This is a genomic window from Parabacteroides sp. KHUB-02 (assembly GCF_056640955.1).
Genome location: NZ_JBWQEV010000001.1, coordinates 1,194,145 through 1,215,322, shown reverse-complemented (window position 1 = coordinate 1,215,322; position 21,178 = coordinate 1,194,145). Strand labels below are relative to the sequence as shown.

16 protein-coding genes are annotated in these 21,178 nt (G+C 51.7%); 4 read left to right on the top strand and 12 right to left on the bottom strand.

Going from position 1 to position 21,178, the window contains the following annotated elements:
• Position 1: 1 nt before the first annotated feature.
• The 10 genes from ACYIA1_RS05230 to ACYIA1_RS05185 form a co-directional block, all read right to left on the bottom strand.
• On the bottom strand, positions 2-985 hold the full coding sequence (locus ACYIA1_RS05230) for a PCMD domain-containing protein (protein ID WP_008772341.1): 984 nt from the start codon (positions 983-985) through the stop codon (positions 2-4).
• Between the two features lie 36 nt (positions 986-1,021).
• Positions 1,022-2,125 carry a sulfotransferase family protein gene (locus ACYIA1_RS05225; protein WP_005857428.1) on the bottom strand — a complete coding sequence of 368 codons (1,104 nt, stop codon included), beginning with the start codon at positions 2,123-2,125 and terminating at the stop codon, positions 1,022-1,024.
• 3 nt (positions 2,126-2,128) lie between these two features.
• Positions 2,129-3,571 carry a sulfate adenylyltransferase subunit CysN gene (gene cysN / locus ACYIA1_RS05220; protein WP_005857430.1) on the bottom strand — a complete coding sequence of 481 codons (1,443 nt, stop codon included), beginning with the start codon at positions 3,569-3,571 and terminating at the stop codon, positions 2,129-2,131.
• A gap of 12 nt (positions 3,572-3,583) precedes the next feature.
• Complete coding sequence (gene cysD, locus ACYIA1_RS05215) at positions 3,584-4,492, bottom strand: sulfate adenylyltransferase subunit CysD (protein WP_121962094.1); 909 nt, start codon at positions 4,490-4,492, stop codon at positions 3,584-3,586.
• 8 nt (positions 4,493-4,500) lie between these two features.
• Positions 4,501-5,112 carry an adenylyl-sulfate kinase gene (gene cysC, locus ACYIA1_RS05210; protein WP_057316959.1) on the bottom strand — a complete coding sequence of 204 codons (612 nt, stop codon included), beginning with the start codon at positions 5,110-5,112 and terminating at the stop codon, positions 4,501-4,503.
• Entirely contained in the window at positions 5,100-6,653 is a 1,554-nt protein-coding gene (locus ACYIA1_RS05205) for an SLC13 family permease (RefSeq protein WP_480334603.1), read from the bottom strand. Before ACYIA1_RS05205 ends, cysC begins: the two co-directional genes overlap by 13 nt.
• Positions 6,654-6,899: 246 nt before the next feature.
• Entirely contained in the window at positions 6,900-7,709 is an 810-nt protein-coding gene (cysQ, locus tag ACYIA1_RS05200; protein WP_036612678.1) for a 3'(2'),5'-bisphosphate nucleotidase CysQ, read from the bottom strand.
• A gap of 52 nt (positions 7,710-7,761) precedes the next feature.
• A complete protein-coding gene (locus ACYIA1_RS05195; RefSeq protein WP_480334601.1) occupies positions 7,762-9,057 on the bottom strand; it encodes a TolC family protein in 1,296 nt (431 codons plus the stop codon).
• Between the two features lie 42 nt (positions 9,058-9,099).
• Positions 9,100-12,180: an efflux RND transporter permease subunit gene (locus ACYIA1_RS05190; protein WP_195300984.1), complete on the bottom strand. Its 3,081-nt coding sequence runs from the start codon at positions 12,178-12,180 to the stop codon at positions 9,100-9,102.
• Entirely contained in the window at positions 12,177-13,208 is a 1,032-nt protein-coding gene (locus ACYIA1_RS05185; protein ID WP_005862797.1) for an efflux RND transporter periplasmic adaptor subunit, read from the bottom strand. The genes ACYIA1_RS05190 and ACYIA1_RS05185 overlap by 4 nt, the downstream gene beginning before the upstream one ends.
• 145 nt (positions 13,209-13,353) lie before the next feature.
• On the opposite strand from ACYIA1_RS05185, the gene ACYIA1_RS05180 reads away from it, so the two are divergent.
• From ACYIA1_RS05180 to ACYIA1_RS05170, 3 genes are read left to right on the top strand one after another with little or no spacing between them, the layout of a single operon-like run.
• Positions 13,354-14,232, top strand: a complete 879-nt coding sequence (locus tag ACYIA1_RS05180; RefSeq protein WP_005862798.1) for a helix-turn-helix domain-containing protein — start codon at positions 13,354-13,356, stop codon at positions 14,230-14,232.
• Between the two features lie 58 nt (positions 14,233-14,290).
• The gene (locus ACYIA1_RS05175) at positions 14,291-14,605 is read left to right on the top strand and encodes a nucleotidyltransferase domain-containing protein (RefSeq protein ID WP_005862799.1); all 315 of its coding nucleotides are present in this window, start codon (positions 14,291-14,293) and stop codon (positions 14,603-14,605) included.
• Entirely contained in the window at positions 14,602-15,009 is a 408-nt protein-coding gene (locus tag ACYIA1_RS05170) for a HEPN domain-containing protein (RefSeq protein WP_005862800.1), read from the top strand. The genes ACYIA1_RS05175 and ACYIA1_RS05170 overlap by 4 nt, the downstream gene beginning before the upstream one ends.
• Positions 15,010-15,022: 13 nt before the next feature.
• On the opposite strand, the gene ACYIA1_RS05165 is transcribed toward ACYIA1_RS05170, so the two are convergent.
• Complete coding sequence (locus ACYIA1_RS05165) at positions 15,023-15,928, bottom strand: glycyl-radical enzyme activating protein (protein ID WP_005862802.1); 906 nt, start codon at positions 15,926-15,928, stop codon at positions 15,023-15,025.
• Between the two features lie 3 nt (positions 15,929-15,931).
• On the bottom strand, positions 15,932-18,364 hold the full coding sequence (hypD, locus tag ACYIA1_RS05160; RefSeq protein ID WP_005862804.1) for a trans-4-hydroxy-L-proline dehydratase: 2,433 nt from the start codon (positions 18,362-18,364) through the stop codon (positions 15,932-15,934).
• Positions 18,365-18,709: 345 nt separating this feature from the next.
• On the opposite strand from hypD, the gene ACYIA1_RS05155 reads away from it, so the two are divergent.
• On the top strand, positions 18,710-21,157 hold the full coding sequence (locus tag ACYIA1_RS05155; protein WP_480334597.1) for an ABC transporter permease: 2,448 nt from the start codon (positions 18,710-18,712) through the stop codon (positions 21,155-21,157).
• Positions 21,158-21,178 lie beyond the last annotated feature (21 nt).

Sequence of the window (21,178 nt, the reverse complement as noted above, 5' to 3'; positions counted from 1 at the left end):
ATTAGTATATTAATTCTACGTTGTCTATCCAAAACGTATTTCCCGGAGAGCCGATATAGGCCCCTCCGTGGCTGGAGGTGAACTGCAACACCATATGCGTAGGTGCCTCGCCCGGCTCCGCCCAGCCTACCTCTTGGATAGGAACGCTTTTTCCTTTACTATTTAACGTATAACGTTCCTCTACTTGTATACGCATATACGGTTTATATTCGGGTTTGGATGTTATATTTCCATAAAGGATCGGGTAAGTAGCGTCATTTACCCAATCAGGGGTAGATTCCGTATAGCGTTGCACCATCGTACCGACCCGCTTGGAATAAACATTCCCTTCCGCGTCTTCCCATCGTTTCTGCAACAACAAGATCACCGCCAAGGAATCCTGCCCGGCCACCGTACTCTTACGGCTGAACCCCGTACTACGTACCCGATTCTTCTCGGGAGCGGCTTTCACCTTATAATCAAACCGCAACGCTTTCGGCTTCTTGGAGAAAGGCACTCCTGATTGTAACATCGCTTGAGGGTTTTTTGTTCCCTTGATCGGCTCATGCACCGTACCCAAGAAAACGGAGCCGGCGGCGATCACCTCGATATCCACCAAACCGAAAACCTTCACGCTCTCATAACGGGTCTCCATGCGGGCGCACATCCCATCCCCCCGTTTCTCCGGGAAAACAGACGTATTGGTTTTCACCACTCCCGCCACTTTCGCCATCACGTTGGAAGTAGCCCACGGAGAACCGCCCATATTACGAAACGCCGTATTACCGACAATCGTATCCGAGGGCCCCAGCTCATAAAGCCATTTCGTATTTCCCCCGATAATGCCAGACTCATGAATCTCACGGACAATCCAATTATCCATGTCTCCATAAGCGAAGGGCACCACATTCTCCGATGTCACCCCATCCCCGTCCGCGAGAACCACGGACAAAGGCATACAAGCGATTGCCAAAAATAACGCTTTCTTTCTTAAACTCAAACCCATCCCTCTATCAATTTAATACCTATCTAACCCTTTTATTTATAAGCTATAGCCCCATTCCTTCAAGGCCATGCCCCAATTTTCCTCTACGAGCCGGACCGTACGATCCTCGTACTTGTATTGGTTCTTCTTGTAGCCCTTCTTCTTGCCCAGATACTTCTCTATATCCGCCTTAGACTCCTTAAAGCCGGGTAAGTTTAATGACCCGTAAATATTTTCCGTCATGGCGAAAGCGTCTTTCTCGAAATCCTCGAACTTCACTTCCACCAGATTGCCTTCCGGTATCAGGTGCTTCTCTTCCTCGTACTTGTAGAAAAGACGGCGATATACCTCGATGAAGTTCGCCTCGATCTGCTCGTTCGTGATATCCTGCAAACGCAATGGCTGGATCGTATTCGTAAAGAAACTGCGGGTACTCTCGAATACCGTATACGGATTTCGCTTCAAGTAGATGAACTTAGCGTTCGGGAACATCTCCAGCAATGTCTTCACACGCCCCGTATGCGGTGGGTTCTTGCTCAAATACTGCGTACCGTTCGTATTCCAGAGGGAAACCTTAACCAGACGCATGAAAGTATCCATGAAGATCCGCCGCTCCTCCTCCGTGATATCGTTAAACAATAAGTAACGATCGCAATACTCCATCCAGCGTTTCGGGAAGAACCAGAAATTATAATATGTATAAGGCATCATGTTCGACAAGGCGAACTCCTCCTCTTGCGGAAGATCCACCTTCAACTCCATATTATCGGTCGGACGCTTATCCGGCATCAAGAAAGCCATGTTCTTCTTGAAGAAAGGCTGCCCCCAGAGCATCAGGTGCGGGAATACCGTCTGGTACGTCGTGGTATAACCGAAATGCTTATCGCAGGCGAAGATGTTATGAACAAAAGTCGTACCACTCCGCCAATGCCCCAAGATAAACAAGGGGTCCATCTCGAGCGGCTTATCGGCCAATTTCTTGAACCGGCTATCCTCGATCGGCTTCAAGGCGCTCAACAGGCGGCAAACACCGGTCGTAAGGCGATACTTACCCTTAAAGCCCTTGTCTATCTGCTGCCGGGCCGTCACCTTCCTGAACGTATCCCAATCCGCCCCGACCAACGTATTGATCGGTAGCTTATCAAACTCCAACAATCCCATATCCTATCGTTTTTCCGTTATACATTTCACAGATACGCCCTGCCGGCCCAACTCCTCACAAACCTTACGGATCGCCTCATAATGCTCCTCTCCGATTCCCATCTCCGGGAGGTTCAAGGTAGCCAAAGCGTCTTCCGTCACCATATCTTTAGCGTCCACACGGTCGATGATCATACCCACGGCGGACGTATTATTCGTAATCGGATCGATCAAGATAAACGAGCCGGTCTGCTTATTCCTCCTATACGGATCGAAGAACAACTCCTTGCCGGTAGTAAATACCACACGGCCGATCTCGTTCAGCTCCAGATGATCCACGGAAGACTGCTCCATCGTGTTCACGTTCACCTTATAGCGGATACTATCCACACGGGCACGTGTCGTATGAGTGGTCTGCTTGATGTAGAACTGCTTGTTCACGTCCATGGCTTCCTCATCCATCCACACCAGCATGGCCTCGAAATTACGGTCGCGGATCGGCAAGTTATCCGGGTGCACCAGCATCTCCCCACGGGAGATATCGATCTCGTCCTCCAAGGTGATCGTAATACATTGAGGCGGGAAAGCCTGCTCCAACTCACCCTCGTAGGTGACGATGCTCTTTACCTTCGAGGTCTTCCCGGAAGGCAACGCCATCACCGTATCTCCCTTACGCACGATACCGCTAGCCACCTTGCCGCTAAACCCACGGAAATCCAGATTCGGGCGCAACACGTATTGCACCGGATAACGGAAGTCCTCGTAGTTACGATCCAAGTCGATAGGCACGTTCTCCAGATAATCCAATAAAGACGTACCCTCGTACCAAGGCGTACGATCACTCTTCTCCACCACGTTATCGCCATCCAAGGCCGATAAGGGGATATACGTGATATCCGGGATATCCAGCGGCTCCACGAAACGTTTATAATCCGCCACGATCCGGTCGAACGTATCCTTGTCGAAGTCCACCAAGTCCATCTTATTCACGGCCAGTACCACATGTTTGATCCCCAGCAAAGATACCAGATAGGTGTGACGGCAGGTTTGCGTGATCACGCCCGTGCGGGCATCCACCAAGATGATCGCCAGATTCGCCGTGGAACCACCCGTGATCATATTCCGGGTGTACTGCTCGTGCCCCGGGGTGTCGGCGATGATGAACTTACGGTTGTTCGTGCTGAAATAGCGGTAAGCCACATCGATCGTGATACCTTGCTCACGCTCGGCCTTCAAGCCATCCAGCAACAAAGCGTAGTCGATATGCTCGCCGGCGTTGCCCATACGCTTGCTGTCACGCTCCAAGGCATCCAACTGATCCTCGTATATTTTCTTACTATCAAACAGCAATCGGCCTATCAAGGTCGATTTGCCATCATCCACCGAGCCGGCGGTCAAGAATCTCAGCAGGTCCTTCTGCTCGTCCTTATCTAGGAATTCCTTTATATTTAATTTTGTATCTGCCATGTCTCTTCTGTGTTAAAAATACCCTTCCCGTTTCTTCTGCTCCATACTAGCGTCTTGATCGAAGTCGATCACACGGGTCGTACGCTCGCTCTTCGTCGTGGTCATCATCTCCTCCACGATTTTCTCGATCGTATCCGCCTCGCTCTCCACGGCGCCGGTCAGCGGCCAGCAGCCCAACGTACGGAAACGGACCATACGCATACGGATCTGGTCCCGGTATTGCTCCGGCAAGCGGTCGTCGTCCGCCATGATCAAATTACCGTCGATCTCCACGCACGGACGCTCCTTGGCGAAATACAGGGGAACGATCGGGATATTCTCCAGACGGATATATTGCCAGATATCCAGCTCCGTCCAGTTCGATAGCGGAAATACACGGATGCTCTCGCCCTTATGCACACGGGCGTTATAGATATCCCACAACTCCGGGCGCTGGTTCTTCGGGTCCCATTGATGGAACTTATCGCGGAACGAGAAGATACGTTCCTTCGCACGGCTCTTCTCCTCGTCACGACGGGCGCCGCCGAAAGCGGCGTCGAACTTATATTTATCCAAGCCACGAAGCAAGGCCTGCGTCTTCATCAAGTCCGTATGCACCTTGCTTCCATGCGTGAACGGGCCCACGCCCGCGTGGAAAGCCTCCATATTAGACTCCACGATCAAGTTCCAGCCGAATTTCTTCGCATAAGAATCACGGAACTCTATCATCTCCTTAAACTTCCATTTCGAATCGATGTGCATCAACGGGAAAGGAACCTTACCCGGAGCGAAAGCCTTCTCGGCCAGACGGACCATCACGGAAGAATCCTTCCCGATGGAATAAAGCATAACAGGATTCTCGAACTCGGCGGCTACCTCACGGATGATGTGGATAGACTCGGCCTCCAGCTCCTGTAAATGACTTAACTTGTAATCAGACATATCTTTTTTCAGTGTTTAATTTCTACTTTCGGTACGATCAACTCCAACAACCGGCTCACGGATTGTTCCACGCTCAATACGGAGGTATCCAAGGACAGGTCCGGACGCTCCGGTGCCTCGAACGGGGCGGAAACCCCGGTAAACTCCTTGATCTCGCCTTTCCGGGCCTTGGCATACAGGCCTTTCACGTCACGGCGTTCGCACTCGGCGAGCGGCGTACTTACGTAAACCTCCAAGAAATCCGCTTTACCGATGATAGCGGACGCCATCTCTCTCAACTCGTTGTTCGGGCTGATAAAAGCCGCTATGGTTATAACACCCGTATCGACAAACAGTTTACCCACCTCGGCGATCCGGCGTATATTCTCCACCCGGTCCTCCGGCGAGAACCCGAGATTATTGTTGATACCACTACGGATATTATCCCCGTCGAGGATGCGGCAAAGCAATCCCCGTTTATGCAACTCACGCTCCAAGGCGATAGCGATCGTGCTTTTCCCCGAGCCACTCAAACCCGTGAACCACACCATCACTCCCCTTTGCCCCAGAAGCGCCTCTTTATCCTCACGACCCAGCATACGGTCGAAAATCGGATAGATATTATTTTCTAAAACTTCCATATCATAGGTATTACAAACACGGAGATCAAGAACGTGATCAAGTTCAAGGGCAGGCCCACCTTCACGAAATCCGTGAACTTATAGCCTCCCACGCCTTGTACGATCAGGTTGGTCTGGTAGCCGATCGGCGTACTGAAACTAGCCGACGCCGCCATACAGATCACGACAAAGAATGGGGTCGGATCAACGCCTAATTGCGTAGCCACCGACAAGGCGATCGGGAAACTCAATGCCGCCGCGGCGTTGTTCGTGATCAACTCCGTAAATATATTGGTAATAATAAATATAATCGCCAGCAACGCATACGGTCCTAAATCGTCGGCCATACCGATTATATGGCGGGCTATCATGGAGGCAAAGCCGGAATTCTCCATGGCCTTGCTGATAGCGAAAGCGCAAGCGATCGTTATCAAGATATCCCAAGAAATGTATTTCGTGTATTTTTTAGGCGGGAAAAGCTTCGTCCACGCCATGATGATTGTCGTAATACAGACAAAGAAGAACATATCCAAGCGCATACTTGGAACGGCCTCTTTCACGACTGGCAACTCTCCTACCGTCGCCCCCGTAATCATAAAGATCAACAGTCCTAAAGCCAGCCAACGTTTCTTCCTCGATACCGGCTCCGTTGCCTCATTACCATTCGCCAACATCAAGAAGACACTAGACTCACCCCATGTAGGGATAAAAGAATCGTCCGCCCACAACACCAAGGTATCGCCCTCATGCAACACCACCGTATCCAGATTACGGGTAAAACGCTGTCCGCCGCTTTTCACCTCTTTCACGATCGCCCCGTAATGGCGGGTAAAGTTAAACTCTCCCAAGGTCTTGTTGATACCCGGGAAGCGTGCGCCCAGCACGGCCTCCACCCGGTGGAAATTCCCGGGATTCTCATCCTCCCCGTCTTCGGATACCGTATCCGTCCTCGAGTCCGGAAGCAGTTTATTCGAGAAAGCGAACAAATATAAAATACCGGCGATAGCGATAAAAATACCGACTTTCCCCAGCTCAAACATCGTAAAGCCCTCATATCCCGCCTCCAGAATCATGCCGTGCACCACCAGATTCGTAGAAGTACCGATCAAGGTACATATACCGCCCAATATCGTGACATACGAGAGAGGGATCAAGAATTTCGTGGCCGGAAGCCTCACCGCCTCCGCCCATCGCTTGATGATCGGGGCAAAAATAACCACCACCGGCGTATTATTCAGGAACGCCGACACGAAAGCCACGGGCGGGAGCATCCTCGCCTGCGCCTTGAAGACGGTGGTCTTCCCCTCGGGAAGCAGTTTCTTGATCAATTGGCCTAAAGCCCCGCTCTGCCGCACTCCCTCACTGACAAGGAAGAGCATGGCTACGGTTATCATCCCTTTATTGCTAAAGCCCTCCAGCATCTCCTTGGGAGTAAGAATGCCTACGCAGAGAAAAAACACGACCACTGTCAGAAGAACCATTCCCGGCCGCATCTTATCCCATACCAAGGCTGCGATCATGCCGATCAGGGCCAGCAACACAAACACTATATCAAAATTCATGTATTTACTTTTAAGAGCGCAAAAATAATAAGAATACTCAAGTGCGCACTCCTTTCGCTAACCTATTTTTAGGATTATATGGGATATAGACCAATAATGATTGATTCTGGGCCAACTTATATTCTTACAAGGTAGTCTTCTAAATTTCGTTCATAACCAAATAAACAAGAATGCATTGTACTGCTTGTAGAGACGGAGCATGCTCCGTCTCCCACCGCTGACAGTAACTTAAAATACACATCCCCCTCACTTCACGATAAACCACGGATTATGCAAATCTTCCTTGTTATAGCGAAGCGGGGTCTTGCCGTCGATATGATATATGTCGCAACCGGCAGACTTGGCGATGGCGTGGCCGGCGGCGGTATCCCACTCCATCGTCGGGGCGAAACGGGGATAGATATCGGCCGAGCCTTCCGCTACCAGACAAATCTTCAGGCTGCTGCCGCTACTGATCAACGTAACGGGCTTTCCCTGCTTGCGGAGATTATCGATGAAAGCGGTGGTCTCCTCCGTTTGGTGAGACCGGGACGCCACTACCACGACTCCTTGATGCGCCAGCGCCATCGGCAAATGTATCGCCCGCTGCTTCATCTCGTCCATCGAGGGCTGGCTACTGCTATCGATTCCCGTAAACTTATAAGCACCCACAGAGGAGGAGGCGAAATACAACTCCTTCCGGACGGGCACATAAATGACGCCCAACACGGGCACACCTTTCTCCACCAAGGCGATATTCACGGTAAACTCGCCGTTTTTCTTGATAAACTCTTTGGTACCGTCCAGCGGGTCCACGATCCACAGCGTCTCCCATTTGGAGCGCTCCTTGAACGGGATCTCCTTTCCTTCCTCGCTTAAGACCGGAAACGGGGTAACGGACAAAGCGTTTGTTATCAATCGATGGGCCGCCTTATCCGCCTTTGTCAACGGCGAGTTGTCTGCTTTTCTCTCTATCCCGAAGTCTGATTCGGGGTCGTTATAGATATCCATGATCGACTTGCCTGCGTCTACCGCGGCACGGATCGCTATGTAAAGATAATTGGCGTAGCTCATCATCACTTCTCGTTTTATTATTTGTTAATAAGCAAATATATGGAAAAAAAACAAATTAACGCCCTGTCGCCTGTAAATATTCCGTACGTTTGATCAAATAAGCCGTATAATCACCCGTATACTGGTCACGGCTTTGCTGGAGGAGCGATTGGGCGTCCAGAAGATCGCTCAGCGTTACCGTGCCCGCCTTATAATAGTCCGTATTAAGGCGGACATTCTCCTCGGCCGTCGCTATGGACTCCTCCGAGAGCTTGACTTGCTTATAAGACTCCTCCAGCTCGTTCCAGAGCTTCCGCATTTGTACCAACAGAAGCTCATTGGCGTTTTGGCGGGAATACTCGGCCGCCTTCACCTGAAGCTTTTGCTTCCGGATGGCGTGCGAGCCGCCCCACCAATCACTGATCGGAATCGCTACGGTAGCGAAAACCATGCCGAACGGACGGTCCTTATCCAGTAAGTTGTGATACATATACCCGGCTCCGATCCCCACGGTGGGCAAGTATTGCCCAACCTTCAGCTTTTGTTGAAGACGGGCGGCCTCCACGTTCTTCTCCAGCAATTTATAAGAGAGTGTCGTAGGGAGCGCCTCCTCATGGCTCACCCGGTAAAACTCCGGGGAGGGCACCTCGGCGGGCAGCGTGAAATCGATCTCGAAATCATCTTCCCCGATACCGATATATTGAGCCAGCACCATCTTGGAAAGGCGCAAGCCGTTCTCCACCCGCAGGCGGTCGCTCGCCACGCCGTTCTTTTTCAACTGGACTTGCAGTAGGTCATTACGAGTCGTCACGCCGGCGCCGACCGCTACCTCCACATCCTTATAAAGACTCCCCACCAAGGATTCCACGATCTCGATCGTCCTTAATTTCTCGTGAAGGGAGATCCATTGCCAGTAATACCGCTCCACCGTCAGGGCTACCTCATCCTCGGATTGGCGCATCTGGTAACGGCTCACCTCGAGCGCCAAGTCGGCCAGCTTATTGCCGTTCACGATCTGTCCGCCGGCGAACACGGGCTGGATAGCGGTCACCCCACCCAGCAAGCCGTCATCCATCATCGACAACTCGAGAAGGCCCGGTATCACGCTCATATCCATCATCCCGTGGTTCGCCTTAAAAGCTGTTCCCACGGCGCTGACATTCGGGAAGTATTTCGTAAAGGCCTCCTTTTTTCCTTCCCTCGCCCCTTCTACGTCCAAACGGGCGTTCTTCATCTTCGCATTATTCTCCAAAGCCATTTCCCGGCATTCTTCCAGCGATAATGTCCGCTGGGCGCTCACGGTCCCCACGCATAAGACGAGGGAACCGACGATGCCATATATCCATCTTTTTATCATCTCTTTTTTCCGCATATATTCATTCCTATATTATATCCTAATCCACATCCGTATCATTCATTTATTCCCGAATATCTTCCAATAGAAAACAGGCAGGATGATGACCGCCAAGATCATCGAGAAGACCGTTCCCGAGCAGATCACCACACCCATCGGCATCCAAAGGGAACTGCCGCTGATGATCATGGGAACCACGCCCACGGCCGTTGTAGCCGAGGTCAGGAAGATCGGGAGCATGCGTCGCCGGCCGGCGTCGAAGGCGGCATCCCTCGGGCTATAATGCTTATGAAGCCGCAAGTCTTGCGCATGCTCGAATATCAAGATAGCGTTTCGCACCACGATACCGATCAAGCTGATAACGCCCAAGACGCACGTCAAGCTGAAATCGATATGGAACGCCCACAAGCCCAGCGCAGCCCCGAACAAGGTGAGCAGCAACGAGGACAGGGCCGCCAACGCCAAGCCGATCTTCTTGAAATTGACCAACAGGAAGAAGAAAACAATGATCACGGCGATCGCCAAGCCCTGCATCAGCGGGTTCATCGTCTCGAAATCCAGCTCCTTGGCTCCACCGTACTCGTACGTCACGCCCTCGGGCAAGGTCGGGATAATATGGCTTTCCATGACTCGCTCGATCCGTTTCTGCATAGCGTTCTGGTTGGTCCCCCGGGTTACCTCGGCGAAGACGCTCAAGGTACGCACGCCGTTGCGACGGACGATCTGCCCCTCATTCCAGCCTCCCTCGATCGTGGAGACTTGCCGGAGCGGGACGCTCACGCCGGGGACGATGGTGGGAAGATACTGGTCGCCGACCTTATCGAACGCGTCACCCTCCCCTTTCTTATCGGATCTCAGCTGGATCGGCAAAGCGTAATCGCCTTCCCAGAGGGAGCCAACCGAGAGACCGTCGTAACGGATCGCCAGATCGGCCGAGGCCATCGCCTTCGTGATCCCGAGGCGGGAGGCTTCCACCGGGTCCAATCGAACCCGTACGTCGGGCAAGGCCTCCTCGTAATTGGTGTGTACCCAGACCAAGCCGTCCATCTCACGCAACACGGCCATCAAGGAATCCCCAGCCTGCTTCAACCGAGCGATATCGTCTCCCATGAAACGGATCTCTAAAGGAGAGGATACGTTTTGGTAATCCAGTTGCTTAAACTTCACGTAGGCGTCGGGGAAATAATCGGCGTACCGGTCCGTATAATCATCCAACACGCTACGGGTGGCCTCTATCGAGGCGGTGTTGACAATGAACTGGGCGTAATTCTTCCCGGCCAAGTTCGGGGCGTAGGTAGCTTGGAAACGGGGCGAGGAAGTTCCGATAAAGGAGGTGACGGACAGGATGCGCTCATCTTCCGACAACAGTTTATAGAGGCTATCGCTCACGGCGGCGGTACGGTCCAGCGAGGTTCCCTGCGGGAGATAGATCTCGACGGCGAACTGATCCCGGTCGGCTATCGGCATCATACGCTGGCTCAGTTGGGTGATCATCAGGATCGCCAAGGCAACCGTCAAGACGCCCAGACCGATCGTGGTTTTCGGGAAACGGAAAGTCCACGTCAGTGCCCTCGTATAGACGGCCTGTACGGTATCCAGCAGATTGAACCTCTTCTTGCCCGTATTCTCCCGCCCGGACTTCAATCCCTTCTTGATCAAGACCCGCTCCAGCAGCGGGATAAAGACCATCGCCACCGCCAGCGACACCATGAGGGAGATGGAAAGCGTCCAAGGGAAGAAGGTCACGAAATCCAACATCTGCCCCGTCATCGTGAAAAGCAACGGGAAAAAGATCACGCAGATACACAGCGTAGCCAACAAGATCGAGCTGAAATAGTTCTTGGCGCTATAGACGGCGGCGTACCAACGGGAATAGCCCTTGTCCAGATATTCCAGATAGGCGTCTATCACGATGATGGAGTTATCCACGATCATGCCCAATACCACGATCAAGGCGGCCAGCGTCACCGTATTCAGCGGGATGCCGCAAGCGTACATGACACCGATCGAGATAAAGACACTGATCGGGATGGAGGTAGCCGCAACCAATGCCGAGCGGAAAGGGAAGAGTACCATCATCACCAAGATCACGACCACGATGGACACAAACAAATCCCGCACGAAGGAACTTACCGAGTCTCCCACCACCTTCGGCTGGTCGGCGATCCGGCGGATCGAGACACTCTCGGGAAGATCCCGCTCGAAAGCGTGCAATACCTCGTCTACCTCCTTTCCGTATCGTACGATATTATGGCCCTCACGCATCTCCATGGAAAGGATGATCGCTTTCTTGCCGTTGTTCGTTATATAGCTATCCGGCTCGGGATATTCCCGCACGATACGGGCCACGTCTTTCAAGCGGATCATATGCCCGTCGGCATCGGCCAGCAGGATCTGCTCGCCTACCTCCCGCTCCGAGGGATAGGTCACGGAAAGGTGGATGGGAATGTCCAAGCCGCCATTCTCCAAGGAGCCGGAGGCGGTGGTAAAGCCTTGGGTGAACAAGGTTGTCATCAGCATACGGGTATCTAGGCCGTAAGCGGCTAGCTTGTCTGGATCCAAGTAGACCGAGATCTGCTCGTTTTGTACCCCGTAACGGCGCAGGTTGGATACGGACTCGATCCGGCGCAGGCGGTCTTCCAGCGTCTCCATGTATCGCTGCAATTCCCGGTAGGTCTTGTCTTCCGATTCCAAGGTGATCAATAAGGCGGAAGTATCGCCGAAATCATCATTCGCGATGACGGCGAGTACGCCCGAGGGCAGTTGCGACTTGAAGTTCTGCAAGCCGAGCTTGATCTTCGACCAGACCTCGTCTTTATTGTTCACGTCGTCGTTCAGCTCCACCATCACGTACACCATTCCATCCCTTGACATGGAGTACGTCTTTTTCTTCTTTACCTCCTTGAAGGTAAACAGGTATCTCTCCAAAGGCTTGGCCAACTGCTCCTCCACCTCTCCGGAAGTCGCCCCGGGGTAAACACCCACGACCACGCCTTGGCGGATGGTGAACTCCGGGAATTCCTGTTTCGGCATGTCCACCAAACCCCAAATACCCAACCCGACCAGCACGGTAATCACCAGCAACGTGATCTGGTAATGACGCATGGTCCATTCGATCACTCCGTTTTTACGTTCTCTCATAACGCACGCACTCTCATGCCCTCACTGATTTTCTGGTAACCGCCTATCACGACGATATCCCCCTCGTTCAACCCTTCCAGAATAAACAAGCCTTGCTCCGTCAAGTCGCCCGTCCGTACGGGCGTAGCTTTCGCCTCTCCGTCTACGATCTTCCAGACGAAACGCCCCCCGTCGTTCGCTATCAGCACGGCGTTGTTCGGCAAGGCGATAGCCGGCACGGATTCCTCTCCCGACAGGCGTACATCGCAAACCATGCCGGGCAACAAAGCGCCGGACGGGTTCTCCAGCCGGATCTTCGCCTCGTAAGTATGGGAGATAGGGTTGGCCACGATACCTTTCTCCGTCACTTTCCCCTCAAAACATTGTCCGCCCAGAGCGGCTACCTTTATCATAGCGGCTTGATCGCCGAGCGTGGCGACCTCATTCTCCGGAACGGCGATCTTCACGTTTACCGTCTCTATCCTTAACAAGGAGAAAACCGGTTGCCCGGGCTGCACGTTCTCTCCCGCCTCAACCATGCGCTTGCCGATAACGCCGCCGAACGGGGCATACAGGTTCCGGTCCTCAAGGTTTTTCCTCGAGATTCGCTCCATGGAACGGGCCTGTTCCAATTTGCTCTCCACCTCTACCCATTTCATATCCGGCAGGCTCTTATTCTCGTGCAAGGTTCTCATGCGGGCATAGGCGTCCTCCGCTTGTCGCAAGGAAGCGGCCGAGGCGTTATAGGCGTTTTCCAGCGTCGCCTTGTCTAACACCGCTAGTAGTTGGCCCTCACGGACCTTCTGCCCCTCGCCCACCAATACTCGCTCTACATTACCCATCACCTGAAAACTAATCGAGGAAGATACGACCTCCTCTACCGTTCCCACGTAATTCCTTGTATCCGCCGGAACGGTCTTCGCTACCTTCACGATCTCCACCGGGATCTCTTTGCTATCCCGTCCCTCTTTTTGACTGCCCGAACATCCGGACAGCACGAATACGACGGATAATAATCCTCCATAAACAATGCCTTTCATCCTTTTCATATCGTATGATTTATTATACCGCGAAGATGATGAGTTTATCCACTCCAAAGAAGTTCCGTTTTGCAACCAAATTGTCCTATTTGACACATTTCAATTGGATTATTCTATTATTTCACTAATTTTATCGCCCAAACAAGAATAAATTATGAACGTAACAGATCTACCTCAAGCTTGTATCTCTCTTATCGAGAACGTACCCGGCATAGACTTTATCGACGAGGATTTCGCCATATTCGATAACATCGACGATATTCCCTCGCTCGACCATCCGATGCGAATAGACGCCGTCGTATTCGCGCTTTGCACGAAAGGCTTCATGCGTATACGGATCAATATGGAGGAATATGTCGTAGGGGAAAACCATCTCGTATTGTCCTTGCCCGATCAGATCATCCAACACGTGGAACGTAGCGAGGACGTGGCCGGGATCTTCATCGTCATCTCCAAGAATTTCATGGAGGAGATCATTCCTCATATACAGAATACCTTGCCGGCGTTCTTCTACATCAAGGAGCATCCGGTCACTGAGTTGAATGCCGAGGAGATAGGTTGTATCAAGGAATATCATTCTTTTCTCTGGAAGAAAGTGAAAGCGAAAGGGCATCCTTACCGGAAAGAGATTGCCCAGAGCTTATTGTTGGCGGTATTCCACGAGGTTTACGGCATGTTTAAGAATCATATGCCGATCGAGGTGAAGAAGAGCCGGCAAGAGGAGTTGTTCGCGGCGTTCATACAAACGCTCGCCTTACATCATAAGCAGGAACGATCGGTAGCTTTCTACGCCGGGAAATTATGTGTCACTCCAAAATATTTATCTCTTTTGGTAAAGAACGTCAGCAACCGTACAGCCGGGGAATGGATCGATAATTACGTTGTCTTGGAGGCGAAGGCGTTATTATCCTCCTCCACCCTTTCCATCCAAGAGATATCAGACCGGCTAAACTTCGCCAACCAATCCTTCTTCGGTAAATACTTCAAGCAACACGTCGGGATATCGCCTACGGAGTATCGGAAGAAATGGTAATAATCAGAAAAATAATTATCTTTGTCTCACGACATAAGTCATTTAATGAAAAGATAAAATGAAACGAACAGAAATTATAGATCAGATAAAAGATATCATGCGCCGGATAGCTCCTACGGCACAAACTATCTTATTCGGTTCGGAAGCACGTGGAGACGCTCGGATTGATAGCGATATCGACTTGCTCATCTTAATAGACGGAGAGAAAATGACTTTGGAACGAGAGGAAGAAATTACTTTACCCTTGTATGAGCTGGAACTAAAGACTGGCGTAAATATCAGCCCCATCGTCATGTTAAGAAAACTCTGGGAAAACCGTCCCTTTAAAACTCCTTTCTATATTAATGTTATAAACGAAGGTATTATATTATGAAAGAGATCCTAGATGAAGAAAGTAAGAACGCATTGATTAACTATCGAATCCAACGTGCTTATGAGACATTGAAAGAAGCTCAAGTGATGATGCGTGAGTCTTTCTATAATGCTGCTGTTAATCGCCTCTATTATGCATGCTATTACGCAGCGGTTTCCCTGCTATTAAAATATGATCACCAACCACAAACACATAATGGAGTTAAGACTATGCTTGGATTACATTTTATCTCTACCGGAAAGCTTCCTATAAAAATCGGGAAAATATTCTCGACTTTATTTGAGAAAAGACATAGTGGAGATTATGACGATTTTGTTTATTGTGATAAGGAAATGTTGGATAACTTATATCCACAAGCCGAATTATTCATTCATACAATCAACCAATTATTGAAAGAAGAATAGTTCCCAAAGAGAACTATCCTCCGATCAACGCAGTTATCCCGCAAGAGGCGAATTGATCGATACACCTTTGCAGGACTGCTTCGGAAGGGGTGGATAGCGGAAGGTGCCCGGGATTGTAGAGGGTTCCTCGCTTATCGTGCTTACCTTTTCCGATGTCGTGGTACGGGAGGAGATTGACGACTTTGCGTTTCCACGGCAAGGAGGCTAGGAAGGTGGCAGAGCGGAATATATTCTCCTCGTCCGCATTGACGCCCTCGATCAAGGGGACGCGAATGAGGAAGTCTATGCCGGCCTCGGCGATCATCCGAAGATTGGAGAGGATACGCTCGTTCGGGACACCCGTGAAACGACGATGGCTACCGGAATCCATATGCTTTAAATCCACCAGAAAAAGATCCGTGCGCTCCATTACGCTCCGGACGGTATCCGGCGAGGCGAACAAGGTCGTATCCACCGCACGATGGATTCCCAACGCTCCGCAACGATCCAGCAGGGCAACCAAATCCGATGGATGCGACAACGGCTCTCCCCCGCAGAAGGTAACGCCTCCCTCGGAGCGATCCATAAAGACCGTCTCTTTCTCGATCTCACGCATGACCTCGTCGATAGAATACTCACGGCCGGACATCTCCATCGCCAAGGTGGGACAAACCTCGGCGCATCTACCGCATGTCCGGCACAGAGACCGATTCGTGACGATACCCGCCTCCGTCAAGGTCAACGCCCCGGTGGGGCATACATCCACGCAGGCCCCGCAACCTATGCACTTCTTCCTCGTATACAGCTTCTCCGCCCGGGGCGAGATGCCTTCCGGGTTATGGCACCATACGCAGGCAAGCGGGCATCCTTTCATGAAGATCGTGACACGAATGCCCGGCCCGTCGTTTATAGCGTATCGTTTGATATCGAATAACAGCATGGCTCAGAAAGTCTCTTGCTCCGTACGTGCGATCACGTCCGCTTGCAAATCGGCGTTCATATCGTTGAAATAGTCGCTATAGCCCGCTACACGGACCAGCAGATCCCGGTAGTCCTCCGGACACTTCTGGGCGGCGTAAAGCGTTTCCGTATCCACGATATTGAATTGGATATGATGGCCACCCAAGGCGAAGTAGCTACGGATCAAGGAGGCCAGCTTCGAGATATCCTCCTCCCGCCGGAGCAGGCTGGGCAGGAAGCGTTGGTTCAGCAGCGTGCCGCCGCTCTTCACCTGATCCAGCTTGCCGAGGGACTTGACAACGGCGGACGGCCCGTGGGTATCGGCTCCGTGCGAGGGCGAGGTACCGTCGGAGATGGCACGCCCGGCCAAGCGGCCGTTCGGGGTGGCTCCCATCACTTTGCCGAAGTAGACGTGGCAAGTGGTGGATAACATATTCAAATGGAAACACTCCCCTTTCGTATTCGGCTTGCCCTCGATCGCGTCATATAAATCGTCGAAGACACGGACGGCGATCTGGTCGGCGTACGGATCATCGTTGCCAAAGAAAGGCGTACGGTTCAGGATCATTTGGCGCATCGGCTCATGTCCCTCGAAATTATCCGCCATCGCATCCAACAAGGCTTCCATTGTGAAGGTCTTATCCTCGAAGACGTGTTTCCGCAAAGAGGAAAGGCTATCGGTTATCGTGCCTAATCCGGTACACTGGATATAAGTGGTGTTGTAACGAGGCCCGCAATTGTAGTAATCCTTACCCTTCGCTATACAATCATCGATAAACAGGGAGAGGAACGTGGCGGGGGCGTACTTGGCGAACATGCGGTCGATATAGTTGCTGACCCGCACCTTCATGTCCACGAAATAATGGATCTGGCGAATGAACGCCGCATAAAGCTCCTCATACGTCCGGAAACCACGGGGATCGCCGGTCTCCAGACCGACCTTGCGACCGCTTACCGGATCTACGCCGTTATGCAGCGTCACCTCCAATATCTTCGGCACGTTCAGATAACCGGTCAACACGTACGCCTCCTTCCCGAAAGCGCCCACCTCGATGCAACCGCTACAACCTCCCTCGCGGGCGTCACGCAGCGACTTGCCTTGCCGCATCAACTCCTGCACGTACACATCCGGGTTGAATACCGACGGATAGCCGTGGCCTTGGCGGATCACCTTGCACCCGGCACGAAGGAAACGCTCCGGCGTACGGGCACTGACGTGGATGGCGCTGCCGGGCTGGAGGATATGCAGCTCCTCGATCGTCTCCAACATGATATAGGAGACCTCGCTTACGCCATCGCTACCGTCCGCCCGGATGCCGCCGATGTTCAGGTTCGTGAAATCGTTATAGGTTCCGCTCTCCTTCGCCGTGATACCCACTTTCGGCGGGGCGGTATGATTGTTTACCTTGATGAAGAAGCAAGACATCAACTCTTTCGCCTCGTCACGGGTCAAGGTTCCGGCGGCGATTTCTTTCTCGTAGAAAGGCGCCAGATGCTGGTCGAAATGACCGGGGTTCATGGCATCCCAACCATTCAGCTCCGTGATCGTACCGAGGTGGACAAACCAGTACATCTGGATCGCTTCCCAATAGGTACGGGGAGCGTGGGCGGGAACCCGGCGGCATACCTCGGCGATCTTCCTCAGCTCGGCGGCACGGCGGGGATCTTTCTCGGTGAGAGACATCTCGTCAGCCAAGTCCGCGTGTCGCTCGGCCAGCAGGATAGCGGCGTCGCAGGAGATAGACATGGCCGTCAGTTCCTCCTGCTTGTCCGTGGCCTCGGGGTCGTTCATGAAATCCAAGGCGCTTAGTTCCCCCTCGATACGTTTCTTCAAGTCCAGCAGGCCATATTGGTAGACCTTGCCGTCCAAAGCGGTATGCCCGGGGGCACGTTGCTCCATGAACTCGGTGAACATACCCACCTCGTACGCCTCTTTCCATTCCTTGGGGACGTGGCTGAAGATGCGTTCCCGCTGGGTACGGCCTTTCCAGTACGGGATCACCTCCCGCTCGTAGGTATCGATATCTTCTTGACTGATGGTGTAACGTTGCAGCTCCCGGGTATTCAATATATGCAAGTCCTCCACGCTATGGCAGGTAAGTTCCGGGAAGGTAGGCACGGCTTTGGGGCGGGGCCCCCGCTCGCCGACGATCAACTCGTCCTCGCCGATATAGATCGTCTTCCGCTTGCAGATCTCAAGGAAGTTCAGGGCACGCAGGATAGGGATCGGATACTTCCCGTAATTCTCCTGATAGAAACGGGTCTCGATCAAGGCCCGCTCGATGGAGAGGGAAGGTTGGGCCTCGAAGGTCTGCCGGCGCAGACGTTTGATACGGTCGTTCATCCCGAAATTGTTCGCTCCTACGGAAGAGACGGTATCATGTACGCATGAATGTGTGTGATGGGTTGTATTCATAAAATTATATGTTTTATCGTAGAGGTAGGATCTATCCGCCCTCATCAAGGTTATTTTTTATTGTTACACAGGACGGGCATCCCCGCCCCCATGAGTTTATATAGGGAGAGTATCTGCTAGAGATAAAACATCAGGCAGTTGAAAAGCATCCGATAGCCTTTGTGTAACATAGCGCTTGTTTCTTTTTGAAGTATGATGGCAAAAATAAGGAAATTATTGATAATATCACAATTCATCAACAGAAAGTAACCGTTTGTCAAAAAAATAACACAGGAACGTAAATAAAGGAATAGCTTTGCTTTGTATTTCCAGATCAAAGGGTTTAAAATTAAAAGAACTTATACCATGCAAAGTACATTCAAGAACCTGCTTTATGTCTTGAGACATTATAAATTAGCGACGGTCACTAATCTTTTAGGACTTAGCTTCGCTTTCCTGTTATTCATGCTAATAAGCATACATGTCGGTCATGAATATAGCTTCGACGCTTCCCTCTTGAACAGGGAAAGGATTTTTCAGTTAGAAAACAAGCGGGATGACGGGATATGGGAGGCTAATTTCGCACGTCCACAACTCGAGCGTTTCATCGCCGCCTCCCCTTATATAGAAGCGGCCGCTATCACAAACAACCTTGTTTACTCCTCCGTACGTTTTGGGATATCAGCCAGTGAAGGGCCCGACGCACGGAGCTATATGGAGCAGGTGGAACGGATCACCCCGGGATATACTAAGATCTTTGGCTTCGAGCTGGTGGCCGGCGATACGGATTGCCTGAAACGTCCGGAAGGGACGCTGATCCCGGAGAGCATGGCCCGGAAACTCTTCGGCGAGGAAAATCCTATCGGGAAGCCGGTTTATCTGTCGGAGTTCGCCGGGGCCGAAGGCTCGATTATATATGGGCTTAGTTTTGAGCCGGCATATATCGTGGGAGGCGTCTTTCGCGATTTCCCGGAAAACACCCGGGTGAAGAATGCCCTGTATATCCCGATCATGGAGAAAGAGATGATGGAAAACTGGCATACCGGCCTTTACTATTGTTATCTGCTGATGTCGACGCCGGAATCCGCCTCTGTCACTACCGAGACCTATATGGCCGATAGCCGGGCTTTCCTGAAAAGTTTCACGATCGAGGATATGCGCCTCCGGCCCTTGTCAGATCTCTATTTCGGCCAGCCGGTCCGAGCGGACGCCGCTCCCATCGGTAATAAGCTACGGACGAATATGTTATTCTTTATCGCCATCCTGATCATAGGTATCGCCTTGGTCAATTATATCAACCTGTCGATAGCCTTGGCGCCGATACGCACCAAGTCGATCACCATCCAGAAAGTGCTGGGAAGCTCGGACGCCACGCTACGGAAGTATCTGGTCTTGGAGTCCTTGGGAATCTCGGTTGTCGCCTTCTTCCTCGCCTTGCTTTTCCTGTTATTTTTGAATAACGTGCAATGGGTCACGAATATGGTGGGGCATCCGTTGGATCTGTATGCCAACTGGAAGATTCCGGCATACACATTCTTCCTTGTCGCAGGCGGCGGTATACTGGCCGGTTTGTATCCCGCTTTCTATATCACCTCGTTTCCTCCTGTCATAGCGCTGAATAAGTCTTTTACCCTTAGCGACCGGGCCAAGAACACTCGCAAGTTACTTATAGGGTTCCAGTTCGTTATCTCGATCACGCTGATTGTCGCAGCGTTGTTCGTCTCCTTGCAAAACAGATATATAGGGAACGTGGACTTGGGATTTAACAAAGAAAACGTACTGGAGGTAAGACTAAGCATGGGGGCGGCCTTGAAAAAGGGCGAATTGTTCAAGGCACGTCTCTTGGAAAGCCCCGTTATCCGTGATGTTTCCTTTAGTGAGTTCAAATTTGTCTCGGACGAATCACGTTCTTTCATCGGGTATAATTACAAAGGCCAACATTATTATATGAGCTGGCTGGGAGTATCTGCCAATTTCCCGGAGCTAATGGATGTAAAGATGATCGCCGGAAGGAAGTTCCGGCCGACGGATGAGGCGGCGGATAACACGCAGGTCGTTTGCCTCCTTAGCGAGACGGCAGCGAGGGAGATCGCCTCGGGTCTTTCCCCCGAGAAACTGGACGACCTATCGGACTTGGTAGGGACAAGCATCACGGATAATGATATACCGGTACGGATTGTCGGTATCTTTGAGGATGTCCATTATGAATCCCTGTATAAAGAGTTACGCCCGATGGGACTTTGGACCTCGGCTAAGAATCATTACCGCCGTTCGGTGCCGGAAAGATACGCTTATGTCAAGATCGCCGGCGGAAATCCCCGGACGGCTATCGAGCATATCCGGAAGGTAACGGATGAATTGATCCCGGGTTATCCGGCCGATATCCATTTCTTTGATACGGCGCTGGAGGAGCTTTACAGTAAAAGTGGGCGGCAGGGAGCGCTGATTACCGCCCTTTGCCTGATGGCCGTCTTTTTATCTCTCGTGGGAGTATTCGGACTGGTTATCTTTGAGCTACAGGGACGGGAAAAGGAGATAGCCGTGCGGAAAGTACATGGGTCCACGGTCCGGCAGATCCTTTGGATGCTGAACTCGTCTTTCCTCCGGATCACGCTCGTCTGTTTTATTATCTCGATCCCGCTTGCTTATTACGGGGTGAATGTTTGGCTACGAAGCTTCGCTTATAAAACGCCGATCTACATATGGGTATTTTTAGTGGCTTTGGTAATCATAATGACACTGACCGTATCTACGGTTACTTTCCAGAGCTATCGGGCGGCGATGGCGAATCCGGCGTCTAAATTGGGGCATTAAGGTTCATTACGAAAAAAGGAC